Origin of the sequence: Aliidiomarina minuta (assembly GCF_003987145.1) — a bacterium.
In the GTDB taxonomy this organism is placed as follows: Bacteria; Pseudomonadota; Gammaproteobacteria; order Enterobacterales; family Alteromonadaceae; genus Aliidiomarina; species Aliidiomarina minuta.
In genome coordinates, this window is record NZ_PIPL01000001.1 from 1,965,431 (window position 1) to 1,991,287 (window position 25,857).

The 25,857-nt window shown below is 48.9% G+C and carries 23 protein-coding genes; 11 read left to right on the plus strand and 12 right to left on the minus strand.

Annotated features, from left to right (window positions below; translation table 11 throughout):
* Positions 1-67: 67 nt before the first annotated feature.
* Positions 68-730, minus strand: coding sequence for a DUF1826 domain-containing protein (locus CWE09_RS09475; protein ID WP_126803719.1), 663 nt, complete (start codon positions 728-730; stop codon positions 68-70).
* Between the two features lie 228 nt (positions 731-958).
* Between CWE09_RS09475 and CWE09_RS09480 the strand changes: the two genes are divergently transcribed.
* Positions 959-1,528, plus strand: a complete 570-nt coding sequence (locus CWE09_RS09480; RefSeq protein WP_126803720.1) for a ZrgA family zinc uptake protein — start codon at positions 959-961, stop codon at positions 1,526-1,528.
* On the opposite strand, the gene CWE09_RS09485 is transcribed toward CWE09_RS09480, so the two are convergent.
* Positions 1,525-2,055 carry a DUF3299 domain-containing protein gene (locus CWE09_RS09485; RefSeq protein ID WP_241974331.1) on the minus strand — a complete coding sequence of 177 codons (531 nt, stop codon included), beginning with the start codon at positions 2,053-2,055 and terminating at the stop codon, positions 1,525-1,527. The genes CWE09_RS09480 and CWE09_RS09485 overlap by 4 nt on opposite strands.
* An 81-nt stretch (positions 2,056-2,136) precedes the next feature.
* Here CWE09_RS09485 and CWE09_RS09490 point away from each other — a divergent pair, with 81 nt between their 5' ends.
* From CWE09_RS09490 to CWE09_RS09500, 3 genes are all read left to right on the plus strand, one after another.
* On the plus strand, positions 2,137-2,826 hold the full coding sequence (locus tag CWE09_RS09490) for an ABC transporter ATP-binding protein (protein WP_126803722.1): 690 nt from the start codon (positions 2,137-2,139) through the stop codon (positions 2,824-2,826).
* Entirely contained in the window at positions 2,817-4,073 is a 1,257-nt protein-coding gene (locus CWE09_RS09495) for an ABC transporter permease (RefSeq protein WP_126803723.1), read from the plus strand. The genes CWE09_RS09490 and CWE09_RS09495 overlap by 10 nt, the downstream gene beginning before the upstream one ends.
* Before the next feature lie 146 nt (positions 4,074-4,219).
* Positions 4,220-4,966, plus strand: coding sequence for a FadR/GntR family transcriptional regulator (locus CWE09_RS09500; RefSeq protein WP_126803724.1), 747 nt, complete (start codon positions 4,220-4,222; stop codon positions 4,964-4,966).
* A gap of 6 nt (positions 4,967-4,972) precedes the next feature.
* Here the strand turns inward: CWE09_RS09500 and CWE09_RS09505 are convergent, their stop codons facing one another.
* Entirely contained in the window at positions 4,973-5,323 is a 351-nt protein-coding gene (locus tag CWE09_RS09505; protein ID WP_198679687.1) for a hypothetical protein, read from the minus strand.
* A 57-nt stretch (positions 5,324-5,380) separates the two neighbouring features.
* Between CWE09_RS09505 and CWE09_RS09510 the strand changes: the two genes are divergently transcribed.
* Complete coding sequence (locus CWE09_RS09510; RefSeq protein WP_198679689.1) at positions 5,381-6,097, plus strand: TonB-dependent receptor domain-containing protein; 717 nt, start codon at positions 5,381-5,383, stop codon at positions 6,095-6,097.
* A 72-nt stretch (positions 6,098-6,169) separates the two neighbouring features.
* On the opposite strand, the gene CWE09_RS09515 is transcribed toward CWE09_RS09510, so the two are convergent.
* Together CWE09_RS09515 and CWE09_RS09520 are read right to left on the minus strand one after the other, a co-directional pair.
* Positions 6,170-9,268, minus strand: a complete 3,099-nt coding sequence (locus CWE09_RS09515) for an efflux RND transporter permease subunit (protein ID WP_126803726.1) — start codon at positions 9,266-9,268, stop codon at positions 6,170-6,172.
* Positions 9,265-10,251: an efflux RND transporter periplasmic adaptor subunit gene (locus CWE09_RS09520; RefSeq protein ID WP_126803727.1), complete on the minus strand. Its 987-nt coding sequence runs from the start codon at positions 10,249-10,251 to the stop codon at positions 9,265-9,267. Before CWE09_RS09520 ends, CWE09_RS09515 begins: the two co-directional genes overlap by 4 nt.
* Positions 10,252-10,566: 315 nt before the next feature.
* Here CWE09_RS09520 and CWE09_RS09525 point away from each other — a divergent pair, with 315 nt between their 5' ends.
* On the plus strand, positions 10,567-13,383 hold the full coding sequence (locus CWE09_RS09525) for a bifunctional diguanylate cyclase/phosphodiesterase (RefSeq protein ID WP_126803728.1): 2,817 nt from the start codon (positions 10,567-10,569) through the stop codon (positions 13,381-13,383).
* Here CWE09_RS09525 and CWE09_RS09530 read toward each other — a convergent pair.
* Positions 13,380-15,221 (minus strand): hypothetical protein, encoded by a 1,842-nt coding sequence (locus CWE09_RS09530; protein ID WP_126803729.1) that lies wholly within the window; start codon positions 15,219-15,221, stop codon positions 13,380-13,382. The genes CWE09_RS09525 and CWE09_RS09530 overlap by 4 nt on opposite strands.
* 129 nt (positions 15,222-15,350) lie before the next feature.
* Between CWE09_RS09530 and dinG the strand changes: the two genes are divergently transcribed.
* The 4 genes from dinG (at position 15,351) to CWE09_RS09550 (ending at position 19,323) form a co-directional block, all read left to right on the plus strand.
* Positions 15,351-17,486, plus strand: a complete 2,136-nt coding sequence (gene dinG, locus CWE09_RS09535) for an ATP-dependent DNA helicase DinG (RefSeq protein ID WP_157982845.1) — start codon at positions 15,351-15,353, stop codon at positions 17,484-17,486.
* Positions 17,487-17,489: 3 nt separating this feature from the next.
* A complete protein-coding gene (locus tag CWE09_RS09540) occupies positions 17,490-17,933 on the plus strand; it encodes a YaiI/YqxD family protein (protein ID WP_126803731.1) in 444 nt (147 codons plus the stop codon).
* Between the two features lie 75 nt (positions 17,934-18,008).
* The gene (locus tag CWE09_RS09545; RefSeq protein ID WP_126803732.1) at positions 18,009-18,578 is read left to right on the plus strand and encodes a gamma-glutamylcyclotransferase; all 570 of its coding nucleotides are present in this window, start codon (positions 18,009-18,011) and stop codon (positions 18,576-18,578) included.
* 10 nt (positions 18,579-18,588) lie between these two features.
* On the plus strand, positions 18,589-19,323 hold the full coding sequence (locus tag CWE09_RS09550) for a sulfite exporter TauE/SafE family protein (RefSeq protein ID WP_126803733.1): 735 nt from the start codon (positions 18,589-18,591) through the stop codon (positions 19,321-19,323).
* An 88-nt stretch (positions 19,324-19,411) separates the two neighbouring features.
* Here CWE09_RS09550 and CWE09_RS09555 read toward each other — a convergent pair whose 3' ends face one another.
* On the minus strand, positions 19,412-20,611 hold the full coding sequence (locus CWE09_RS09555; protein ID WP_126803734.1) for a GGDEF domain-containing protein: 1,200 nt from the start codon (positions 20,609-20,611) through the stop codon (positions 19,412-19,414).
* A gap of 146 nt (positions 20,612-20,757) precedes the next feature.
* Positions 20,758-20,934 (minus strand): DUF1328 domain-containing protein, encoded by a 177-nt coding sequence (locus CWE09_RS09560; protein ID WP_126803735.1) that lies wholly within the window; start codon positions 20,932-20,934, stop codon positions 20,758-20,760.
* 144 nt (positions 20,935-21,078) lie between these two features.
* On the opposite strand from CWE09_RS09560, the gene CWE09_RS09565 reads away from it, so the two are divergent.
* Complete coding sequence (locus tag CWE09_RS09565; RefSeq protein ID WP_126803736.1) at positions 21,079-21,591, plus strand: protein tyrosine phosphatase family protein; 513 nt, start codon at positions 21,079-21,081, stop codon at positions 21,589-21,591.
* An 18-nt stretch (positions 21,592-21,609) separates the two neighbouring features.
* Here the strand turns inward: CWE09_RS09565 and CWE09_RS09570 are convergent, their stop codons facing one another.
* From CWE09_RS09570 to CWE09_RS09585, 4 genes are all read right to left on the minus strand, one after another.
* On the minus strand, positions 21,610-22,122 hold the full coding sequence (locus CWE09_RS09570) for an Mpo1 family 2-hydroxy fatty acid dioxygenase (protein ID WP_126803737.1): 513 nt from the start codon (positions 22,120-22,122) through the stop codon (positions 21,610-21,612).
* Between the two features lie 61 nt (positions 22,123-22,183).
* Positions 22,184-23,332, minus strand: coding sequence for an AMP-binding protein (locus CWE09_RS09575; protein ID WP_126803738.1), 1,149 nt, complete (start codon positions 23,330-23,332; stop codon positions 22,184-22,186).
* A 2-nt stretch (positions 23,333-23,334) separates the two neighbouring features.
* Entirely contained in the window at positions 23,335-23,712 is a 378-nt protein-coding gene (gene pyp / locus CWE09_RS09580; protein ID WP_126803739.1) for a photoactive yellow protein, read from the minus strand.
* A 66-nt stretch (positions 23,713-23,778) separates the two neighbouring features.
* Positions 23,779-25,755 (minus strand): bifunctional 2',3'-cyclic-nucleotide 2'-phosphodiesterase/3'-nucleotidase, encoded by a 1,977-nt coding sequence (locus CWE09_RS09585; RefSeq protein WP_126803740.1) that lies wholly within the window; start codon positions 25,753-25,755, stop codon positions 23,779-23,781.
* Between the last annotated feature and the right edge of the window lie 102 nt (positions 25,756-25,857).

The window sequence follows — 25,857 nt, forward strand, 5'->3', positions numbered from 1 at the left end:
TATTTTTCATACAGTGTCTTAGATTGGTCGCCGTCCTGTGGTTAACTATATGGGTTTTCGGCGGCCCCTAACGCCCATCGAGAGTCAGAATAATTCGACTTTGCCCTGGCGCCAGAGCTGGTGATCTATGCACTATGCCCCTGTTCTCGTGGCCTTGCCATCCATCGCCTTTGAAGAGGGCTACCTCACCGCTTGCAAGTTGTTGAATTTTATCTTGCTGATCGGCATACAACCTGGTTTCTTTGCCGTGCCCCTGGGGCCCCAGATAATCTCTGTTCACTGCATTATCGGGCAACCATTCACTGCCGCAGCCCGCATAAGTAGTAATCAGTCGACAGGGTAACTTGTCGGTATGAAAGCGCGGGCACATGGCAGCCGTTAACTTTGTCAGACGAACGCCCAACTCCTCAGCTTCCATCAGACATGCATACATATCAGCAACCTGATAGACATCTTCAACAAAAGCCGCCTTTGCTGCATGTTCAGGCAATTCCTGCTGCAAAACGTCGACTAAATCGTTAAGCCGGGTGATACAGCGTAACTGGTTAAACCCTGAGCCTATGAGATACACCAGGTATTGCTGAATCTGGCTGGACAACTGACGCTGCCAACCAGCCAGATTAATATCCTCATTGAAAATATGAGTTAACACATCGACGTCCTGGCTAAAGACCGCATTACGGCTCACCCGGGTTAGCAATTCCTGATCTTGCAGCTCACTATTATGCATAATAATCCTCTACGGATTCGGAGAAATCTTGAAATCTGGTCAAAAAATCCACTTTAATGGACATTTTGCAGGCGACAGTACTTTACTTTCCAGTGTTATATTATAACATAACATTGGTGAGAGAGTTTTCAACCTGACTTTATATTTCAGTTGAAAGTGATGTGAGTGGCGGCCAGGGAAGGCTGTTATACAAAACTCATTAGCAGATTATTTAAAAGAGACCCTCTAATGCGCATAACCTATCTGGCATTTTTCATCGGTTTAATGACTTTACCCGCCGCTCAGGCCATAGCTCATGGCGAACATAGTCATAGTCATAGTCATAGTCATAACGAAGAGCATGATCACAGCAAAGATCATACTCAACAGGGCTCTCATGTGCATGGCGTGGCTTACCTCAGCATTGCTATGGCTGAAGGAGAAATACAGATTGAGCTGCAGGCACCAGCATCAGATATCGTTGGTTTCGAGCATAAACCCGACACGCAGGAGCAAAAAGACGCTATTGATAGCGCTATTGCTCTCTTGCGCCAGGGAGAGTGGCTTAAACTTCAGCAAGGGACAGACTGCTTGCTGGAAAACGCGAATGCAACCAGCACTCAACTTCAGGGGTCCGGTCACGGCGATTTTTTTGCTGAACTCTATTTCCAATGCAACAGCAAGACTCCTGAATATTTCACGGTATCCTTTTTTGAGCACTTCCCATCTGTTGAACGCATCGACACTCAATGGTTAAGCGACATGAACCATGGCAGTCAACGTCTGACACCTGGCAACGCCCGCCTGCAATTCAATTAGAATTGATACTTTTCCATCTCCAAGAGCTCCATCGAATAGGCAGCATGACCCATATCATGCTGCTTTTCACTGATCTTGAGTCGCCCGGTAAACCAAAAAGCCGTATACATACTTTCCACCCTCAGGGGCGGCGCATTATCCACATCAGCAACATAAATCAGCTGATTCGGCGGCGGTGGCGGCACATGAATACAGGCGCCAAAATAAGGCACAATAAAAAAGCTTAGCACTCGTTGGTCATCGTCTACATCCAGCGGCACCACAAAACCTGGCAGTCTGATAATGTTGTTCTCGTAAGCGTCCACCACTTCGGTGGAGGTTAATATTTCATTCCAGGCATCAGCATAAGGGTCTTCCCAGTCGTCAGTAAAAGGATCCGTGGCATCTTCGCTGTAATCGTGCTCCACCATAGGTATGTCATCTAACATCTGCAGTATGTGAGCAGGCATCAGATCTTCCCACTCTATGCTGTACACCTTTTCATCCGCATATAACGGTTGCAGCCCGGCAAAAACAAGCAATGCCAAGCCTACTAAACTTCTTTGAAAAATCATCAGACTCACTGTATGTTATGGTATAACATAACTCGCAACCTTACTTAAAACCCCATGCTAAATCAATATCAACCTATACGGGTTTCCGATCTTAAATTTCAATGGAATAAGAAATCCAACTGGCAACTCAATATCGCAGAGCTGCAGATCCAACGCGGTGAACATACCTTTATAAAAGGCGCATCCGGTAGTGGTAAAAGCACCCTGCTCAGTCTGTTAGCGGGCCTGACGACGGCACAAACTGGACAGATCTGGATTAACGGCAAGAGTCTGCAAACATCGGCGCGTAAGCGAGATCGACTGCGGGCGCAGCATATAGGTTTCGTTTTTCAGCAACTCAATCTAATCCCCTATCTTTCCCTGCGCGAGAATATCCTGCTACCCGCTTATTTTGCTAAAGAACGACTGCAGGAACTGGTGCCCCGTGCTGATATGCTGCTGGAACGGCTGGGTCTTGGCGACATAGATCCGGACACACAAGCGAACAAACTCAGTATTGGCCAACAGCAACGGGTTGCCATAGCCCGTGCTTTAATTACTAAACCCAGTATTCTGATCGCCGACGAACCCACTTCAGCACTGGACACTGATAACCGTGATGGCTTTTTGCAGCTACTGATTCGTGAAAGCGAAGCTTGTGGCACTACCATAGTTTTTGTCAGCCACGATGAGGGGCTGCGCAGCCATTTCCCGCGCACCTTGCGCATGCAGGAAAGCGCACCGGGGGTTATGACATGTTTCTAAAAATCACCTTAAAAAGCCTGCTCAGCCGTCGTGGCACTGTATTGATGACGGTGCTTACACTGGCTATCAGCCTGAGCCTGCTCTTTAGCATTGAACACATTCGCCAGCAGGCAAAAGCCAGCTTTACCAGTTCAGTCTCCGGAACCGATCTTATTGTTGGTGCCCGCTCCGGTCAATTGAACCTGCTGTTATACTCCATTTTCCGGGTTGGTAACCCCACCAACAATATATCCTGGGATACTTACCAACATATAAAACAGCACCGTCAGATTGAATGGACGGTGCCTATTTCACTGGGTGATTCGCACCAGGGTTACCGCGTTATTGGCACTAATGGCGACTACTTCAGGCATTTTAAATATGCCCGCCAACAGCCACTGTCGTTTTCCGCAGGCGAGCCCTTCGGGCAACTCTATGATGTAGTCCTGGGGGCGGAAGTAGCCCGTGATCTGGGTTATACGCTGGGCGATGAAATCGTCATTTCCCATGGCACCGGCTCAACCAGCTTTATGCATCACGACGACAAGCCTTTTACCGTGGTTGGTATTTTACAGACCACCGGCACGCCTGTAGATAAAAGCCTGCATGTATCCCTTGAGGCCATTGAAGCCATTCACCTGGACTGGCAACACGGAGCGCCGATGCCAGGCCAGTCTGTGTCCGCTGAAGAAGCCATGCAAAAGGACTTAACCCCTGAGGCGATTACTGCTTTTCTGGTAGGCATGAAATCACGGGTTGCCAGCTTCACGGTGCAACGACAGATCAATGACTACCGCAATGAACCTCTGACCGCTATTCTTCCCGGCGTAGCATTGGCTGAATTATGGCAAATGCTGTCCAGTGTCGAGAATCTGCTACGCATTATCAGTGCCTTAGTGTTATTCGCTGCTTTTGCGGGCCTGGTCACTACCTTGCTGGCATCAATGAAAGAGCGGGAACGGGAAATTGCTATATTGCGAGCTACCGGAGCACGGCCTGTCACCATTTTCCTGCTGATTCAGGCTGAAGTTATTGGCATTACCCTGGCCGCTTTAGTAAGTGCGCTGGCTTTTGTGCAAGGCATACTTTATTTTGGTCAGTCGTACCTGGCCGAACGTTTTGGCATTATGATTAGCGCCCAGTTACTGAACAGGACCACAGTCGACATTTCGCTGCTGATTTTGATCAGCGCTATAGTCATCGCTTGTGTACCTGCCATTACGGCCTATCGTAAAGCTTTGAATAAAGGGCTGGCACCGCGTATTTAGTAGCATAGTCGACTCGTGGTAAAGAAAGTATAACTCTGCTAAGCTCCTTTCAATCAGGGCCTTTAACGGCCCTGTTCCGGACTTTTCGGAAGACCTTAAGCACGGCATGATGTTATACTGCTCTGACTATTCTGCGAGGATTAAGCATGAAAACACCCACAAGAAACCGACCGCAGAGCATTCATTCCTGGGTTGCCCAAGAATTGGGGTCGAGAATTGTGAGTGGTGTGTATCCTCCAGGCGATTACATACCCAATGAAAATAACATTGGCGAAGAACTTGGCGTATCCAGAACTACCCTGCGTGAAGCTTTTAAGTTGCTCACCGCTAAAGGTTTAATTGAGTCCCGCCCTAAACTGGGTACTCGAATCCGACCGCGCAAGAATTGGAATATGTTTGACGCCGAAGTGCTGCGCTGGTGTTTTAATACCAATCCGGACCCTAAGTTTTATATGTCGTTGTACGAAATGCGAGAAATCATAGAACCCAATGCGGCTAGTCTGGCAGCAATGCATCGCACAGACGAACAAATAACAGTCTTAGCCCAGGCCTATCAGGACATGGAATCCGCCAAGTTAGGCACTGATCAGGTTTATAAAAGCGATCTGGATTTTCACCTGGCGCTGCTGGAAGCGACGAACAATGAGTTCATGGCGTCTCTGGGCATGACCATAGAAACCGCGCTGGAAAGTTCTTTTCGTTTAAGCAGTGCGATAGCAGAAGAATATGTCGACTCTCTGCCAGGGCACAAAGCCGTGTACCTGGCGATCAAAGATGGTGACCCAGAGCGCGCTAAGTTTGAGATGCAAGCTCTGCTAACCCACGCTAAGCACGCTCTGGAACACACCTTAGCTGAGCTCGAACAGCTACCTCAGATTGATACCCAGAGCTAATCAGCCCTATGCCAGGCTTTTCACCTTAATCGGCTTACCTGCAGCTTCTACTGCCAATGTGTTTTGCAACGAACGACCAAAACCTTCCGCTGTAATTTCAAATACATCGCCGCCACGGGTCGTTATGCCATCGCCAAAACTCAGGGTAGCAGTGCCGAAGAAATGCATATGCGCATCGCCAGGCCGGCAGAATTGCGGATATTTAAAGTGATGCCCTTCCAGGTTGGCAATGCTGTGCGACATATTATCTTCACCACTGACAAAAGGTTTTTCCCAGATCACCTTCTGATCCCGCACTATACGTGACTGACCGGTCACATGGGCTGGTAACTCACCTAACAGTATTTCCGGACCCAACGCGCACTGCCGCAGCTTTGAATGGGCCAGGTACAAATAGTTTTGCCTCTCGGTTACATGGTCCGAGAATTCGTTACCCAGCGCAAAACCAATGCGGTAGGGCTGGGCGACGGCGGCAATGCTGAACTACAACCGGTCGAAGCGACCAATTTCGACTTCGGGGCCGAGTATTACTTTGGCGAAACCTCAGCTATTTATGGCACCCTGTTCTATCGCGACGTAGAAAACTGGATAGAACCGAGCACAACCAATGAAACCTATGATGACCAGGTTTACAGCGTAACCCGTCCGACTAACTCTGGTAGCGGTGAGATGAAGGGGCTGGAGCTGGGCTTACAATACTTCCCGGATGCTGTACCTGAGTGGTTGCATGGTATAGGCATTCAAACCAGCTATACCTATATTGATGCCCATACGACCTCTGAAGATGGCTCTGAACAACCTATGCTGGGCGTGTCTGAGAATTCTTTAAGTGCTGTTCTGGTATATGAAAAAGGCCCCTTCAATGCACGTCTGTCACATACCTATCGCGATGACCATTTAGTCGAATTTAATAACACGGCCAATATGCCATCGCAGGTAATAGCCAAGTCACTGAACTTCACTGATTTCTCAGCAGGTTATCAGGTCACAGATGAATTGATTGTGACTTTCGATGCCACAAATATCTTTGGTGAAAAGTATCAGGATTACTTCGGCGACCCGTCTTTGTTTAACCGCGACACCCGCCGTTATTCAACAACCTACTCACTGGGTTTCCGTTATAGTTTCTAAGAAATAGTTCTTAAAAAAGGCTCTGTGAATAAAATCTAAGTCCCGGTCATTAATGAAATGCCCGGGACTTTTTTATAGCTCGCCGCGTTGCTCAGCTGCATCCATCTCGGACTTCAGTCGTTCACTTTCGTCCGCGCGAGGTTTCGTAAAACGGGCCAGCGCCAGATAAAGAACCGGGGTCAGATACAAGGTAAAAACCACAGCAATGCCCAAACCACCGAAAACAACCCAGCCAATAGCATTCCTTGCTTCCGCACCCGCGCCGCTAGATAAGATAAGAGGTAACGCCCCCAGTAAAGTAGACAACAGGGTCATGGTGATAGGACGTAAACGAATTTTAGCCGCTTCTTCAACCGCTTTACGCACAGCATAACCACGGTCTCTCAGTTGATCCGCAAACTCAACTAGCAGGATGGCGTTTTTAGCGAGCAACCCTATAAGCATCACCAACCCGATTTGCGAATATATATTGATCGATGTTCCCGTTATAAAGAGCGCAAACAAGGCAGCTGCAATACCAAAAGGTACCGTCGTCATAACCACCACTGCACTATTGGCACTTTCAAATTGCGCAGCCAGGACTAAAAAAACAATAATAAACGCCAGTACATAGGTCAGCGTCACTTCCCGTGCCGTCTCTTCAAAAGTCAGAGCTTCGCCCAGAAACACCAAGCCTATCTGGTCCGGCAGGTTAGCGAAGGCCAACTCACGCACTTCGTTCACCGCCCTTTCCATGGATATCCCCGGACCCAGTTCCATTTCCAGCTCAATAGCACGACGTTGCGACTGACGCTCCAGCTCCGCCGCAACACCTTCTTCTGATATATAAGCCAGACTGGATAAGGGCACCAGACTGCCATTCACCGAGCCAACATAAAGATTATTTAAATCTGTCGGGTCCACCACACGAGTGCGATCAGCCTGCAGAATAACGGGTACTGACTGGTCACCAACATTCAGGTCGGCAACGTCATCACCGTTAACAGCAACGCGCAACGTAGTCGCAATGTCGGACAAAGGAACACCCAGCTCCTCTGCCCGGCGCCTGTCTATATTTACCCGCAACTGTGGCTGCGTCGGTTGATAAGATATTTGCGGGTTACCTAATTCAGGAAGCTCCTGTTGAATCAGGTCAGCAAAATCCTGCGCCGCAGCGTAAATACCAGCGTACGTTTCACCAGTTAGTGCTAGTTGAAGACCTCCGCCGCCCTGGCCCCTTAAATTAAGACTGTTCGACCCGAATGCCCGTCCGGGCGCACCAGGGATAGAAGACAATGGGCCACGTATTTCCCCTATAATTTCCTGTTGCGAACGATCTCTGTCGCTCCAGTTTTTAAGCGGTACCGTAATAAACACTAAATTAGGGTCCCATTGCCCCACGACGGTATAAATGGAGTCAACATCACCTTCGTCGACATACGGAAGAAGAATATCTTCCATACGATCCGCTTGCCGATCCATGAAGTTAAGCCCCACGCCGTCTGGTCCACGGGCAAAAATCCGGATAACACCACGATCTTCATCGGGCATCAGTTCATTATCCAGAACCTGATATACACTACCGGCACCTATCGCTGCCAGTAAGCAAGCAGCAAATATCCACCAGGCATGGTTAAGTGAAAAGTTCAGACTTTTTGCATACCCGCTCACTAATTTATGACCCAGCGGAGCCAACCTGTTTTTACTGTTTTTCTTAATTGGCAAACGGGCTGTCAGCGCGGGTACTAATGACAAAGCAACAAAGGAGGAAATAATAACCGCCGCTGCGAGCACGCCACCAAACTCACGAAACAGGCGACCTGCAGTCGAAGGTAAAAAAGCAATAGGCACAAAAACAGCCACCAATACGGCTGTTGTAGCTACTACCGCAAAAAACACTTCTCTTGTACCCAACACTGCAGCAGCGCGCGCACCTAATCCCAAAGCCCGGCGTCGCTGAATATTTTCAGTCACTACAATAGCGTCATCGACAATAAGACCGGTAGCCAACACCAGTGCCAGCAGCGTTAATATATTAATTGAGAATCCCAACAGCCAGATAGCCGCCACCGCACCGAACAACGATACTGGTATAGCTATCGCCGGCACTATAGTGGCCCGCCAGGAGCCGATAAACACTCGAAGGGTAATAATAACCAGCAGAATAGTCAGGATAAGGGAGGTGATGACCTCCTGAACCGAACCGCGGATAAACTCGGCATCATCGGAAGTTACCTGCATTTGTAAATCCGGGAAACGGGCCTCAAGCTGCTTAACCAGCGCTAATACTTCATTGGAAATTTGTATGGTATTGGAGCCTGCCTGACGTATCACACCCAGCCCGATGACGGGGCGGCCATCCAGGCGGACCATGCTTTGCGCATCAGCAGGGCCAAAATAAACACTAGCGATATCACCGATACGCGTATCACCGGAGACGATAATGTTTTCAACCTGTTCCGCGGTAATTGAAGTCGCATCAGCACGCACTATAATTTGCTGATCAGTGGAGCGCAGACTGCCCGCTGGCACATCAAAAGGAGCCTGACGCAAAGCGTCTGCTACCTGGGTGACGGAAAGATCAAAGCTGGTCAGTCTCATGGGGTCTAAAACGACCCGCAGCACACGCCGCCGGTCGCCATCGAGACGCACATCCGCCACGCCGGGAATATTTAAAAACCGCGGAGCAAGGTCGGTCTCAATGCGTTCCGTCATAGTTTCCAAATCCAGACTTTCGCTCGACACCGCAATGCTGACCACCGACTGGGCGTCATTATCGGCTTTAATAATAGCCAGCCGCTCGACACCATCCGGTAACTCACGCTGCACCCGGCTTACCGACTCCCGGGTTTCATTAGCCGCGTTGTCCAAATCAATACCCGGACGAAACTCCACTACAATGCGGGTACTGCCTTCTTCACTAGACGCCCTTATTGAGCGCACACCACTAACCCGCGCAACCGCCCCCTCCAGTCGGCTGGTCACTTCGGTATCCACAGTTTCCGGCGCTGCGCCAGGGAAAGCTGCAGTCACGGTAACTACCGGTCGGTCTACATTAGGAAGTTCACGCACTTCAAGACCGCTTATCGCCGCTATTCCCGCTATTACAATTAACAGGTTGAGTACGACTATCAAAACCGGTCGGCGGATCGATAGCGAGGGTAAATCCTTATCATCAGACCGCCGGCTCATTCGCCTTCTCCAGAGGGTCCTGCAAAATTCACCCGCTGCCCTTCGCGCAGACTCTGTACCCCTTCAGTTATCAACAAGTCACCTGGAGCAAGGTCACCGGATACCAGTAAACGACCAGGAAGGCGCTGTTTAATTTGCACGTCGACACGCCTGGCCTGTTCCCCTTCAACTTTCCACACAAATGCAGTGGTCGCCCCCCAGAGCAAGGCAGCCTCAGGCACTACCGCGTAACTATCCCCCTGCAGCTCAAGACGAACACGAAAGCTCATACCTGGACGGAACAAATCCTGTTCATTATCTAGCAATGCACGTACACGTAAAGTACGGTCATTGATATCAATACGCGAGTCAATTTCATTGATTTCAGCGGCAAGTTGAAGGGACCTGTTTTGCCAGGGCTGTACGGTCAAAGTTGGTTTTTGCGCCAGCAGAAATAACGCTGACTCGGGGGCTTTGAAGTTAATTCGTAGCTGCTCTCTTTTATCCAGAGTAGTAATAGCAGTTTGCTCTGTGATTCTATCACCCACTTCAACGTCGGTAAGGCCTACTATTCCGCTAAAAGGAGCTCTGAGTGTACGATCCTCAAGCTCTGTCTCAGCGGCCTTTAGCTCTACTTCTAATAAGTCTCTTATGGTTACCGCATCATCCACTTCACTCTCAGGCACGGCTCCCTGGCTGCTACTCGTTCGTAAACGCTGCAGCGTGCGCTCAGCATCCTGCAGTTGAATAGAGGCTCTCTCCACCGCTACCCGCTGGCGTCGTGAATCAAGCTCCAGTAATACCTGATCCTGACTGACATCTTCACCCGGACTGAAATGAATCGCAGTCACTATATCCGCTACTGCCGGATAGAGGGTCACGGAGCGTAAAGCTTGAGCAGTTCCCACCGACTCAATACGCTGACTTTCATGTTCATAACGAACCTCGGTAACAATCACCTGAGCGGCGCGCTCCTGATTGCCCTGAAGAGCAAAACTCATCATCGAAAAGCTACTGAATAATACTATCCATGCCCATTTCACCAGTTCTTGCCCTTAATAGGTCGTATAGTCGGTTACAACTATTTAAATCTGTCACTTCACAACTTTATAAATACGCTGTTGCTCAGTAATCGATCAATCAATACCCAACCTTTTGACGAATAGCAAAAGTTAGTGATTTTACAATGGAATTTGCAATCTTTAAGGCTTCTACAGTTGCGTTATGAGAGGCATCCGCGTAGAAATAGTAATTGTTCGAAAAGAAGAGCTCTTGCAGAAAGACTAAGGGTTCAGGGTTAACTAATATGGGGATGCCAGATGAAGTCTTATGCTTTGCAGTTCAGTAGCATAGAACATCTACGTGCATTTATAAAAGAGCATAAAATTGCTCAGTCCCGGGGAGTCATTCAGCTTTTCTGCGGCACTCATGAGTTAGATAAAATTCAGGAGATTCTCGACTTCCTGTCTTTAACCTGCCTTGGCTTTGGTGTCATTGGCGCTTCTTCCGGTGGTGAAATCATTGAAGGCAGATGCGTTGATAACGAAATCATTATTAACTTCCTGCTCTTTAAACACAGTAAAGTCCGCACTTTTTATTCATCGACTACTGACCGGGACAGCGGTGTTAAAATTGCCGCCGGACAAGTTGAAGCAACTACCAAAGTAGCCATCTTACTGGGTAATTCACTTAATGAGCATCCCGAGAATTTCATTGAAGGCTTCAATGCCTCAGCTCCTCAGGTAACGGTAGCCGGCGGCAATGCTGCCGATAGCCAGAGCTTTCAGCAAACTTTTGTTATTCGCGACACCGACATTCACCACCAGGGCATTGCAGGCGTGCTGATTAACAGTCAGTCCCTGCGCGCGGAAACAAACTCTATCGTCAACTGGCAACGAATTGGCCAGCCGATGACCGTAACTAAAGCCAGCGATAACGTCATATTCAGCCTCGACAATACGCCGATACGCGAAATCTTTGAACGTTACCTGGGAGACGATATATTCGCCGATTTTCCGACCAGTACACAACAATTTCCGTTGCTGATAGAAAGGAACGGCACTGAGATCGTGCGTAGTCCAACAGGGCTTACAAATGACGAACAGGGGATTGTATTTGCCAGTACCTTTAAAACCGGCGATCAGGTGTTTTTCAGTTTTGCAGATCTAAGCTCAACATTAAAACCCAATAAGGAATATATTGCTCCTCTCGACTCAGCATCCTTAATATACTCCTGTGCAAATCGCAAAGCCTTAATGCAGGAAAACATTAATGACGAAATAAGAACTATAGGCAAATATACCCGTGCGTCGGGTTTCTTTACTTATGGTGATTACTTTCATAAAAATGCCAAAACCAACGTCTTAAACGTGACGACCACTATGCTAACCCTTTCCGAATCAGTGCCTGATAAACCTCGAGCCCTGGTAAAAGCACGGCCGGCTAAAGCAGCGCCCGCAAGAAAAGCAAGCATGCTTGAGCGCTTAACACATCTAACCCATGCGACTGGAGAGGATCTGACGCGCAGTATGCAGTTCCTGCAACAGCACCGTGCCGCACTGGACTCCACGGCCATTGTTTCTATTACTGACATTAACGGTAAAATCACCCATGTAAATTCGCTTTTTGAAGATGTTAGCGGTTATAAAGCCGCCGAGCTAACTGGGAGTGATCATAGCAAAATTCGTCATCCGGATATGCCAGACAGTATTTTTGAAGAACTCTGGAAAACCATTACCGGTAAAAAAACCTGGCAGGGATTAATTAAAAATCGCAAAAAGAACGGTGGCTTTTATTATGCAAAAACCACCGTGGTTCCTGTAGTTAATAGCGAAGGCCTGGTGCTTGAGTACTTTAGTATCTGCACCGATGTCACGCCTTTTGTGCTGGCTCAGAAACGCATTAAAGAACACCTCAATGACACTTTGTCAGGGCTGGGAACGCGAGCCAAGTTAAGCAAGGATATTAAGAAAAATAAAATTAATGCCGTCGCGGTGCTGGATGTTAAAAACTTCAAGCTACTGAATGATTACTGGGGCGTTGACACCGGCGATAAGCTTATAGCCGAGGCGGGACGACTACTGCGCAGTTCGGTCACTTTACATCATCTGCGCGCATATCGGCTGGATGGCGCGGTGTTTGCTATCATGGCGCTCAATGAGGTCAACGAAGAAAAATTCTTACAAAGCATAAACGATATACGCTCAGCACTTGAAAAGAACCTGAGTAATTCCGACTCACAAAGTATTTCTACGGAAATCCAGTTTTCTGCTGGCATTGGAATCAGTGAGTCTAGTCCGCTGCCTTACGCTGAGTCAGCGCTTATTCAGGCAAAAAATTCAAACTCACAACAAGTAGTCTTGCAGCACGAAAATGACGAGGCTGAGCTTTCTTTCTACTGGATCAACGAAGTGCGGGATGCCCTGAATGAAAACCGGGTACGTGCATTTTACCAGGAAATCCGGGGCACCCAAAAAAATCACAAGGAACCGCGTAAATATGAAGCGCTGCTTCGTATTAAGCTGCCATGCGGTAAAATTACCTCACCCTCTGCGTTCTTATCCATTATCAAACGCACACCTTATTATAAAAGGCTTACCAGCTTTATCATTCAGGACGCCATGACGACTTCCAGGGCGCTCAATTGCGTTATCTCAGTCAATTTATCCATTCATGACATTACCAATAAAGCCACTGTCGACGAGATTCTCAACCTGTTACAGAAATATGGTGGTGAAAGTCTCATCTTTGAAATCACCGAATCTGAGGCGGTTACCGACTTTTTCCCTGTGAATCAATTTATAAAAAGTGTACGTAAATATGGTGCCCGGGTTGCCATTGACGATTTTGGCAGTGGTTATTCCAACTTCGACTACCTGATCAACCTTAAACCGGACTTTATTAAGATTGATGGCAGTATTATTAAAAAAATTGCCTCTCATGAACAAACTTTACTGGTCACTCAAGGCATTATCGATCTGGCCCATAAAATGGGGGCGCTGGTGGTTGCTGAGTTCGTTGCTGACGAGCAGACTCAAGCTAAGCTTATCGAATCTGGTATTGATTATCTGCAGGGTTACTTTATCGAGAAACCTCATCCGTTATCTCAGCCTGAAAACGTGGCTGAAGAAAGTTAACTCAGAGCGTCCCGATAAATATTGAAGCGGCGTTGCTGAAACTCTTCCAGTTGCATAAACAAAAACTCCACGTACTGCTGATACTCCGCCCTGATTTCAAGCTCCAGTGCCTGTCTTTGTTCTTCCAGCAATTCCATCAGTTCGTTTTTCATTCGCTCCCGGTTTAACGCTTCATCGACCGCATTTACGGCCAGATCAATGGCTAACCAGGTGGCGACTCCAAAGCCGAGTGCACAGGCTGGTGCCGCCGGGCCACAAACAACGCCAGCACCTGCACCTCCGCTAGTCGCAGCAGCTCTGGAACCTGCTCGCACACTGCTGTGTACCGCCACTCTTGCAGCCATTCGCCGACTGATAACCCGTCCCAGGGCCTGACTGCCGGCACGACCACCGCTACGTAGGGTCAAAGCACCAGCTACACCTGCAGCACTCCCGATACCCACCAGAGATTTAGCCATATAATCATCTACCGCAAACGCCACTGAAGAAGCATCAAAGCAACTGGCATTTGCGGTTAGTTGTTGCAGAAATCGTTGATGCTGGCCATAAAAACCCGCCATTTGCTTGCTGATAAAAGTACTCAGCTCATCTTCCATGCCCAGTACACCTGTCTCCAGCTGCTGCGCAACATGCTGTTCCAGCTTAGCGCTGATAAATGACTCAACAGATACCGAGGATGCCATCCCTGCGCCCAGATACGCCAACTGCTGATATTGACCTCGCAGGCTGAAATTCCAGTCCAGAAAATTATCGACACCCTGCTCCGCAGAATCAAATACTGAATCCAACAGCATTTCTAACTGCTTTTCCACCTGCAGATTAAGTTGCGCTTGTTGTTCTGTCAGGTGATTATTGGCATGTGTAGCCAACATTTGCTGTTCATGCAAACTGCGTTGTTCATTACAGGGCTGACTGGACTGCGCCCATTGCGGGTCCTTCTGCTGCCAGAAAGAAGCAACGTTAATTCGGGTCATCGCTACATACAGAATGATCAGTACTACCAGAGTCAGTGCGTAAGTTTTACTAAAAGCACTGCCCAGAGCTTTGTCCCGCCTGCGTTGGAAGAATGCGACAACCCCCAGCAAAATAATCCAGATAGCGCCGAGCTTAATGCTGTTCAATAGCACAAACGTGAGCCATATTAATAACTTCCAGCCAAGTGCGAGCTCGCCACTGGCGAGCTGCATGATATGCCAGACACTGTCGTTAATAGCCGCGTTCAAACCTAGCAACAGGCCGGTGGCTGGCACCGCGGCTTCCGCATTAGCCACTTGATAGGAACTCAGGGCTACTTCGTACAGATTCAGGTGCCGGGTATCGGCTACTTCCAGCCAGAAAAACTGGACCAGGCTCATGACCAGCGCAATCAGAATGATATTTGCCCAGAATGCGAATCGCAGGCTCATCGCGCTATGGTAGGCAGGTGCTACTTGTTTGCGTAACAGACGGTAGGCTAGCTGGTAACAGAGTAAAAAAGCAGGAATACTGGCAAAAAGCACCGCCCATTCTACTGGCTGCAAGCGTGCACTTAAAATCAAAGCAACCAGGGCTACAACCAGCGAGCTTATGCCAAGGCCAATTTTAGACAGCCAACTGTCCCACAGCAATTCGCGTAACGAACTCTTCTCGTTCAGAACGTGATTTAACAAGGCATGCCGGCGCATACGCCGCACTTGATTCAGATACTGATAAGCCAGCCAGCTGAGCAACATGAGCGCCAGTAACACGCCCTTATCACCCAAACCCGGCAAGGGATAAAGCATCAGCGTTAGTAACACTAACGTAAAACCAGCAACAGATAACAACCAAAACGCCCAGTGTCGGGCAAACAGACTCATATCACAGCCTTCCCGGTTAAAGTCTAACCTCAGTTTAACCTTTACTCATCAACTACGCATAGCAAAGCCTGCTCATGTATAATGCATTTTTTCAGCGCGCTTGAATAGTTACCCGCATAAATGAGCAATATGGTTCCTGATACAGTCAAAAAGAAAATGCAAAGCACCCTCGAGCGGATGCGCGAGAAACCTGGGTTTTCCAACCGTCGGGGGCAAATGCTGATGTTTGCCGAAGTGGCAAAGACTATCCACGGTGTTTATCAGGCGGAGCATGAACAACACAGAGCTATTGTGATTGAAGGCCAGACAGGTGCCGGTAAAACCCTGGGTTATTTATTGCCCGCTATCTGTAGCGCGCAGAAGCTGAAAAAGCAGGTTGTAGTAGCAACCGCCAATGTCGCCTTACAACAACAGATCATGAACCATGACCTGCCCCTGCTACGCAAGGCTGGCCTGCAGTTTGAACAGGCCTTTGTAGCCGGTCGGGGCCGGTACTTTTGCAAACGCGATGCCGAGGCTTTTGCCACGGATTCTGATACCCCTGATTTACTCTCCGATCAGGAAAGTATAAAACGCAGCCAGCAGGATCGTGATGTCGTAGAAAAACTGGTCAGGCTTTACGACAGTGGTAAATGGAACGGACTTAAAGACGACTACCCGGGCCGCGGCAGTTTAGATAAAAGCTGGTGGAGTCAAATAAACGCTAACCGCGATACCTGCTCAAAACGTATGTGCCCCTATTATAACGAATGCGCTTTTTTCAATGCACGCAAAGATGTTCGTGACGCTGACATTGTAGTGACCAATCACGCCATGCTCTATTCTGACCGCCTGCACGTGCAGCACGAAATGCGCCTGCTACCTTCGGCTGAGGATAGTATTTTGATTTTCGACGAGGCTCACCATGTGCGTGATAGTTTCCGCTCCTCACTGGCGGCGACTTTGAACCTGGCAGACTTATCCGCTTTGGACCGCAACAGCGGTCGCCTGATTAGCCATTTAAAAAGCCTGATCACCGGCTTGCAGCTCTCTGTTGGCGATATGGAAGAACTCGAGAAAGGAATGCGCGACGATATTAAAGGCATGACGACCGCCAGTAACCATCTCCTGTTGTCTGCCGACGTTTTACTCGAAGGGCAGTCATTAAGTCAGTACAAGAAGCCTCTGCATCGCTTTGAGCGAGGCCAGTTCCCGCAATCCATGCTCGATACTATCAGCGAACAACTGCAGCCTGCCTTAGATGGCTTACTACAAAGCACTTGCCGGGTGCTGGATAAGGTCAAAGAAAAACATGAACAGGCGGTAGCCGATGACAGTCGTCTGCAAAACTACCTGGCCAGCTGCCGCAACCTGCAACAGCAATTGCAGGCATCACTGGACGCCTGCGTTATTCTGAAAGCGGAAACCAACAGCAAACGGGGTATCGCCAAGTGGATGCTGCGTCATTCCGCTAACCGGGTTGACGTTAGCCTGCACGCAACACCACTGAATGTAGGGACACAGTTTGAGCGTGAGATACTCAGCCCCAGTTTTGCCACAATCTTCACCTCTGCGACCTTACAAACGTTAGGCAACTTTAAAAGTTTCAGTCAGCAACTCAGCCTGCACCCTAAAGATGGTGTTCAGTTCCTGGTCGTGCAGTCGCCCTTTGATTATAAACGGGCTGAGTGCCTCACTTTCAGCCACTTACCTGAACCCAATTTTAAAAATGAAGAACAACATACCAAAGCGATTTTGCAGCGCTTTGTCAGCGATTTAGAACCCCATCGCGCAGCGCTTATGCTGTTCGCTTCACGGCGCCAGATGCAGGCCTTTGCTGATGCACTGCCCAAATCACTGCAGCCAGACTCCCTCATTCAATACAGCGCCCCGCGCGACAGTCTCATTCGAGAGCATAAAAAACGCATTGATAGCGGCAAACGATCCCTGCTCATTGGCTGCCAGAGCTTCTCCGAAGGTTTAGATCTCCCCGGCGACTACCTTACTTTTGTCGGCATCGCCAAGTTGCCTTTTGCGGACATTAGCTGTCCTATCGCGGCTTCAGAAAGTGAGTTTGTTCAGGCTCAGGGCCTGCATCCTTTTTCCCTTATAATGTTACCGGATGCCAGCCGTCGGCTGATACAATGTGTCGGGCGACTAATGCGTAGCACCGAATGTCACGGTAAAGTCGCCATTTATGACAGTCGGCTGCAGACTAAAGGTTATGGTCGCCAATTAATAAATTGCTTGCCGCCCATGCGGCACTCCGTCATCACAGAGGCATGACAAATGAAAATATGGGTCGACGCAGATGCCTGTCCGGTAGTTATCAAGGATATTTTATTTCGTGCCGCACAGCGTAAGAAAATCGCGCTGACACTGGTCGCGAATCAATATGTCCGGGTGCCACCCTCACCTTATATTAAAAGCATGCAGGTCAGCGCAGGATTTGACGAAGCAGACAATGAAATAGTCAGACTTTGCGAAGCTGGCGATCTGGTTATTACTGCCGACATTCCATTAGCAGCGGACGCCATAAAAAAGGGCGCGCTCGCACTCAACCCCCGCGGCGAACTCTATACCGAGGCGAGTATCGGTGAACGACTCAACATGCGCGACTTCATGGACACCATGCGGTCCAGCGGCGTGCAAACCGGAGGTCCTCCAGCCCTGTCCCAGCGCGATCGTCAGGCGTTCGCTAATGAACTGGACCGCTGGCTGGCCAAAGTCTGATTAGCCAATGAAAGTTGAGCCGCTTCATAGTATGGTTAAGCGCATCCCGTACCTTAGTATTCAGGAATAGATCTCATGGCACATGACACTCAGGCAATAAACCGTGCCCGTAATCTCTTTGGTGACCAGCAGCAAATCTGGTTGTTCGGCTACGGCTCCCTAATTTTTAAAGCGGACTTTGACTACCTGGAACGCAAACCCGCACGAATCGACAACTGGAGTCGCCGTTTCTGGCAGGGTTCACATGACCATCGAGGCACGCCAGGCGCACCTGGCCGCGTTGCCACCCTTATCGAATCCCCGGGTACGGTATGCGCTGGCATGGCCTACCTGGTAACCCCTGAAGTGTTCGACCACCTGGATCATCGGGAAAAAAACGGCTATCTGCGTTTCACCACTGAGATGACCTTCCATGACGGTGAACAGGCTCAGGGACTGGTTTATATCGCAACTGAAGACAATGAGGCCTACCTGGGGCCAGCCAGTGAAGAACATATCGCCCAGCATATATTCAGTGCCGCCGGCCCCAGCGGACCTAATGATGAATACCTGCTCCGCCTGGCCGACTCGCTGCGGGATCTGAATGAAGATGACCCTCATGTTTATTCGATTGAAGAGCACCTTCAGGCACTCAAAAAGGACTAATACACTGCTTATGCCAGTAGAGCTGATAATTCTGGGTGTCTTTATTGGCCTCGCTTTCACCAGTGAATCGATCACCGGGTTTGGCAGTATTGTTATTGCGCTTGCGCTAGGTAGCCTGCTCTTCCCCATACCTGAGCTGTTACCCATTCTGGTACCCTTGAGCGTCGTCATGAGCAGCGCCCTGTTGCTACGTTTTCACGCTGACATCGACTGGCAACTTCTATGCAAACGCATTTTACCCACGATGCTGGTGGGCATGCTCGCTGGTATCGCTCTGCTTCAGGTGATCAGCTCGGAGGCCCTGAAAGCCGCCTTTGCCATTCTGGTTTTGTGGTTCGCACTACGCGAATGGTACAAATTGCAGCGCGGCATACTTACCCGTCCAAAACCGGCCTGGTGGCAGCCGGTATGGACTCTTCTGGCTGGCATTACCCACGGCCTTTTTGCGTCCGGCGGGCCTCTGTTAGTGTATTCGCTGAATACCCTGGCAATCAGTAAAGCAAACTTTCGTGCCACTTTGGTCTGTGTCTGGCTTGGCCTTAATCTGACCTATACGCTGATCATGGCCTGGCAGGGCATACTGCAACCCTCACTGCCTTTAGTCGGCGCTTACATTCCCGTGCTTGCCTTTGCCTTCTGGTTTGGCCATGCCATTCACAAAAGAGTCAACGAACGCCAGTTTCGACAAATCGTGTATGCGCTACTGGTGCTCTCAGCATTTGCAATGCTAATTTCTACCCTGTAAATGCTGCCCGGCACGCAAATCGGTAGGGCAGGCTCGGCCTGCCGTGGTAACAACCCGCGTAAACGGTGTAACATTCAAAAATCGGGTCTTATGCACGCACCAACCAGCAGTTACGACCTTTCTTCTTGGCGGCATACAAAATGGTATCAGCCCGTTTCAGAAGATCATGAACGGGTTCAGCTGGGCGACGTATAGCGGCACCGAGGCTAATAGTGACTCTCACCACCTTATCAGCCCCGTTTTTACCACGTTTCGACTGCCCTTGCTTGCTACTGGTGGGACGTTGCTTTGAACGGATTCTAAGAGGATAGCCAGCCACCCGCTGACGCACCCGCTCCAGCGCCTCTTCTATCCGCGGCTGGTCATTATGATTAAACACCAGAGTGAATTCTTCGCCACCATAACGATATGCCTTAAAGCCGCTCTCTTTAGCAAAAATAACGCCCAGTAAGCGCAACACTTGGTCACCAACATCATGCCCATAGGTATCATTAAATTTCTTAAAGTGGTCAACATCGAGCATAACGACCGTACTACGTTTGCCCAGACGCCTTAAATGAGCAAGCAGCGCTCGTCGCTGTGGCAGTTGAGTTAATTCATCGATATAAGCCAGGTTCAGCATTTGCGACGCTAACGCCAGCAAGATAGAGAGACACGCGGCTATCACCACCCATGCCGCAACTTGCGACTGTTGCATGAAAATAATCAACAAGGCAATGCTCAGCCAGCAGGCGAGCTGGCCCCACCGGGCAGGTTGTCTGGGTGAAATCAGCAGGCAAATAAGCCACACCACAGCTACCAAAGCCATTACGGCTATGACCATAAAACTCAGTGGTGACGTTGGCAAAACCGGACTCAATAGAAAAGATGGCGCATCTATTGCCTGGTAATAGCTGGGCAAGGGTAGCACCATAAGTAAGGGTGGAAGTGCCCCGGCCAGCGCCAATAACAGCATACCCTTAAGACTGAATAATGGTGGTTTATTAATAAGTGCCATAACAATGGCAACTGCGGTACTAACAAGAGGGAGAAAAAAATACAACGCCAGCATGTGGCTTTCGCTAAGCGGTGACTGCAACGCAGTATTGACGACCCAGTAGCTACTTAATAATAATGCCAGCCAGTACAACTGAGACCACTGCCGCATGACAACTGCCAGTAGCCCGACTAAAGCGACACTCAGGTAAACCACCAGTGGGACCGGAATGCTATAAAGCAGCTGATGCTCTGGGAATGCAAGAGCAATAAACAGCCAGATAATGACGGGGAGTAACACTAAAAGTGGCAAATCAACCTCTTATCACCAGAACCACAATTTTTTATATGGGTTTATAGTACTGCAAGGGAGTTCGCCAATCCAGATAAGCTTATGTCACATATAACAACGCCCGGGCTACTATCAAGTAGCCCGGGCGCATATCAAAGCACTTTTAGCTAAACTCGCGGCCCTCGACCCCGAACGGCATTAGCCACCAGTGAAATCACTAACAAGACCAGGAATATAAAGAAAATGATTTGTGCAACGCCTGCGGCAGCACCAGCAATTCCGCCAAAACCCATGATTCCTGCAATAATTGCAACGATAAAGAATATCAGTGCCCAACCCAGCATACTTGCTCCTTGATTTCAGTTAACTAACCTCTAAAAGATAGCAGCAAAAAATAAATATGCTGAAAATACTTTGTAAAGTGTTGCTTCTACTAAGCTCCGTAGCTGATAAGCTGAATATCAACCAAGTTAACCAGGGAGTTAAACATGAAAAGCGTTTTATTGAGCCTGACTTTATTATTATTCTCTTTCGGAGCTCTCGCGGGCGAGCACTATATTCCTGAAGATTTGCAGCAAGTGGAACATATTCATCATCCAACTTCTGAGCACTTCACGGCTGGTCAGCCAACCGAACAAGAGATGGGGTATTTTGCTGAGCATGGAGTACGCCATGTGGTTAATCTGAGACCACCGCAAGAAGCACCGGAGGTAAATGGCGCGGCCTGGGCTTCGCAGCACGCTATGGCTTATTACCATATCCCAATTGCCGGTGGCGAAGACCTGACTCAGGAGCACGTCGCTGTTTTCGATAAAATCATGCAACGCATTGGCGATGAGAAAGCTTTATTGCACTGCGGTAGTAGTAACCGGGTTGGCGCTATGGTGGCGTTGCGCGGTGTGTGGCATCAGGGCATGAGTGAAGAAGAGGCCCTGCAACTCGGTCGCGAGTATGGCATGACCTCCCTGGAAGAGCATGTCCTGAAACAACTACACCATTAATTTATAAAGTTCAAAAATCTAATTCCCGGGTGGCATCAACTCTGCCACCCGACTCTCAACCTGGGCTTTTAAGGATTTACGCAAACCCAGCATAAACACCACTTCGGTGACTACGAATAAAGGCCCAATAACCAGGCCAGTAATATCATCAACAAAGGCTGGCTTGCGACCTTCAAAATAGTGGCCAATAAACTGAAAGGCCCAACCCAGCACAAATAAACCTATACCTAACCCTAACCAACTAGTGGTCTGCAACAGGGCAGCACCTTCCCCGACCCACAAACAGATAGCCAGTAGTACCGCCATGAGGACACCCAGCGCGGTGTCAAGACGCACATAATAAACGGCCGCAAACAAGGCAACCAGATAAGCAGGTGAAAGGCTCAAGCCAAATAACATAAACTGCGGACGCGACAACAAAATCACTATGCCAAGTACAATCAGGGGAATACCTACTAAATGAGTAGCAATATTACGGCGATCCCGGTGATAACAGGCGTACTGCGCTAAATGTTCGGTTATGTTTTTCATGCTGAGCTCCGTCAGTTAATTGCTAGTAGCATACGACGGCTCCGGAAAGGCTTCAATAGATTCAGTCTAACGACCAGTCGCTGAGCTTACCCAGACTATTACGCGGCAAGCTCGTTCCAAACTTATAATGCTGCGGCCGTTCAGCACTGCTTAACTGCTCTGCAGCGTAGCTTCGCAAGCTAAATTCCGCGTCATGTTCTACGTCATCAGCGAACACAACAAAAGCTTTCAAACGGGTACTGCCTGCTTTGTCGAAAGCTCTTATGGCGCAGTCTTTGACTTCACTGCGATTAAGCAGCACCTGCCGGACACGAGAGGGAAAAACATTTACACCACCCACCTGCACGGCACCATCGAGCCTGCGCAAAGGCACAAAAGTTTCAGCGGTATACCATTCCACATGATCCTGCATTAACACCTGCTTACCCTGCCAGTGCGGCAGCAATTGATAAGGACCTGGCTCTTTGCGCCAACCTACACCGGATGTTTCACTGGCGCCGTAAACTTCCATCACCTCACTGAATTTAGTGCGCAAGCGTTGCATCACGTCTTCTGGACAGGGAGCTGCAGAACTCACCGCTTTGCAATCATCAGGTACCGGTGTCTGACTGGCTAGTAAGAATTGCCAACGCTGTGGAAAACCTATCACCAAGTCGCCGCGCTCAAGTTGTGTGGCCTGAGCTAAACCGGGTTGGTAACGTTCAATAACCGGGATCTGTAATTTTTCAGCCACTAATACAGAGAAAATAAAACCATATAAGTGATGTGGAGGACAATCGTTTATCAGCCGTTTGCGATCAGTATAACGAGAGGCAAAAAACTCAACTTCCTGTTGTAATTCAGCCCACTCATGGGTACAGATGCTTGGTTCGCCTGTGCTACCCGAGGTACTGACGCTTATTTTTCCACTGCCTTTCTCGCGCGCCTGGCGAATAACCTCAACCCATTGCTGCGGTTCTTTGTAGCGCAACAGATAGTCTTCCAGGCCACTTTCGTGGAGGTGGAAAAAGCGGTTAACGACACCAGCAAGGTGCAAGTGCTCGAGAGAGTCGAGCATGAGAGGAGCCCGCTGCAGGGACATCTGCAGATTCCATTCAGGAAGCTGCAGATTACTTACATCAGTGCCACGTAGCTGTGCCAGCTCAGAGGCCAGCAAGCTACGCAATATGCGCCAGATAGCTTCATTGCTTAACGCATTGACATCCGACATGACTACAGGCGCTTAACAAAAACCCAATAGCTGTCGCCAGATAACGACTTTTTCATATGTACTTTAACTTTTGTTGGTTTCATCTGATAGTCAAATACGTATTCGAACATAGTATTTAAGCTACCGCTTGTGACGCCTTCATTAAAGCGGCCACGGAACTCTTTGCTATCAGTACAGGGAGCAACTTCACGGAAGAAGTTTTTGCCAATAGTTGATTTAGGATCACGTCCGGTAATATCACCTTCAGCAGCATTGTACTGAAGTATTTTGCCGTCTTTATCAAGCTGAATTGCGCCAAAGGCAAGATCATTCAGTTTTGAATCATCCATGTTAGCCAATGAATTTTCGATATCGTCTGAACCAAAGCTTACTATTTCCATGTTATTTCCCTTTTTGTTGCTGTTTAGTGTAAGCACTTAGGGTTACGTCAAAAGCACTACACCGGATCATTGCTTTAAGCGAAAAATGCCAAAGCCTGCTTCGTTAAATTCTACAAAGTCGATCTTTGCTTCTTTTGCCGCGGCGTCTTCTGCGGCTGCTGTGCCAGCACTACGAAAAAATACTCTGGCTTCCTGCGGTAATTGAACCTGCCAGTTGTCAGGTGTATCCAGAACCACTGAATGCTGATTTTCCGCTGACAGTTGCAACATATAATCCGCGATAACCTGACGTACTTCGGCATCCGCTGCGTGCGCTAAGGTGGATCCGTCCAGGTGAGGAAAGTTGCCTCCACCACCTGCTCGATAATTATTAGTTACCACCAGGAACTGGTCGCTATCGCTAACTTCCCGGCCATTATAGGTAAGCTCAGTAATACGCTGAAAACGCTCATTAAGCAAACGACCCTGGGCATCAAATCGGGGAGGCTGACTAATATCAATGCGATACTCAACACCACTCAACATATCGAAGTTATAACTGGCAAAATCCGGGTTAAGCATAGACTGTGCCGTATCGGCATGAGCTTCCACCTGAGCAAAAGCAGTCGCCGACATTTCCAGCCAGTCGCGCACCTGCTTCCCATTTAAGCGCACGACCTGAATAGTATTAGGATAAACATAGAGATCTGCGAGATCCCCCCGAGTCACTGAACCAGCGGGAATGTGAGTGTAATCTGCAGGTCCCTGAAAACCATTGCGAAAAGGTGCCGCGGCGCTCAATAAAGGAAGTTCTGCATCTAGTTCGCCCTGTTCCTGCAACTTTTGAGCGAACCACAACTGTGCCTGATTGATTAAATGAATGGACCGGTCCGGTCGTACCCGGGCAAAAAAATTACTGATATCCTGGTCGATTTCCGCCATGGGCGTATTTAACTGTTGTAGCGTAGCTTCCTGTTCTTTCTGCAACAGATTCACCAGCTCCGCATCATATGCTTCACTAATCTGACGCAACTCCACCTGACTGGAGACGACCTGCCAACCTTGCCCTTGCTGCTCAAGCTTTAAATCAATCAACCCCAGGTGGTTACCCCAATAACCCGGCTGCACCGCAGGCACTCCGTGTATATAACCACCACTGTTATTGACGCCGGGTAAATTCTGATAAGCATCATCGCCCGGAAACAGGCGATGCTGGTGGCCAAATAAAATGGCATCAATTCCTTCTACCTGCGACAGCTGCAGACTAGCCTGCTCAGCAAACAACGGATAGTCGTCAAATGTCTGTAGCCCTGAATGCGGCACAGCAACGACCACATCAGCACCTTCGGCCTGCATTAAGGGAATATAGTGACGCGCACTGTCAACTATATCCCGCACCATCACCCTGCCTTGCAGATGCTGGTGATCCCACTGCATAATCTGAGGCGGTAAAAAACCAATAAAGCCAACTTTCAGCTCATGCTCCTGCCCGTCGCTCGCGATAAAGCGATGTTGCTGAATAACATAAGGCTCAACCAAAGGATTATCCCAACCCTGAGTCTGCTTGCCACTTTTTGCTTCATTCTCAACATAAAATACATTGGCGCTTATATAAGGAAAGTCCGCCCCTGCAATAGTTTTCAACATGAAATCGAGGCCGAAATTAAATTCGTGATTACCCAGGTTAGCAACATCATACTGCAGATAATTTAGCGCCCGCATGACCGGGTGAACCTGCTGTTCAAGGTATTCATTTCCCTTGCTCGCAGCCCAATCGCCCATGGCACTGCCCTGAATCAAATCACCATTATCTACCAACAGATTATTCGGGCTTTCCGCCCGCGCTTGTCCAATCAACACTGCGGTATGCGCAAGCCCGTAGTCTGCAGTTTCAGTTTGCTGAAAATAATCATACCCCAGCACGTAGGCATGCACATCAGTGGTCTGCATCAGCCGCAGGTCCATAGTCACTGGTTGCTCTGCTTCCTGCTGGGCACAGGCCACGAGCAATAAAATCGAAACAGACAACGCAGCCAAACGTACTGGGTAAAATGAAAACAGCATTTATTATTCCTTATCAAGGTCGTTACCAGGTCTTAGGCTAACGCTTTTAGCAAACCCCTGCTAGCCTAAGGCGGTTGAGGAAAATAGTCTTGCTTGCTATTT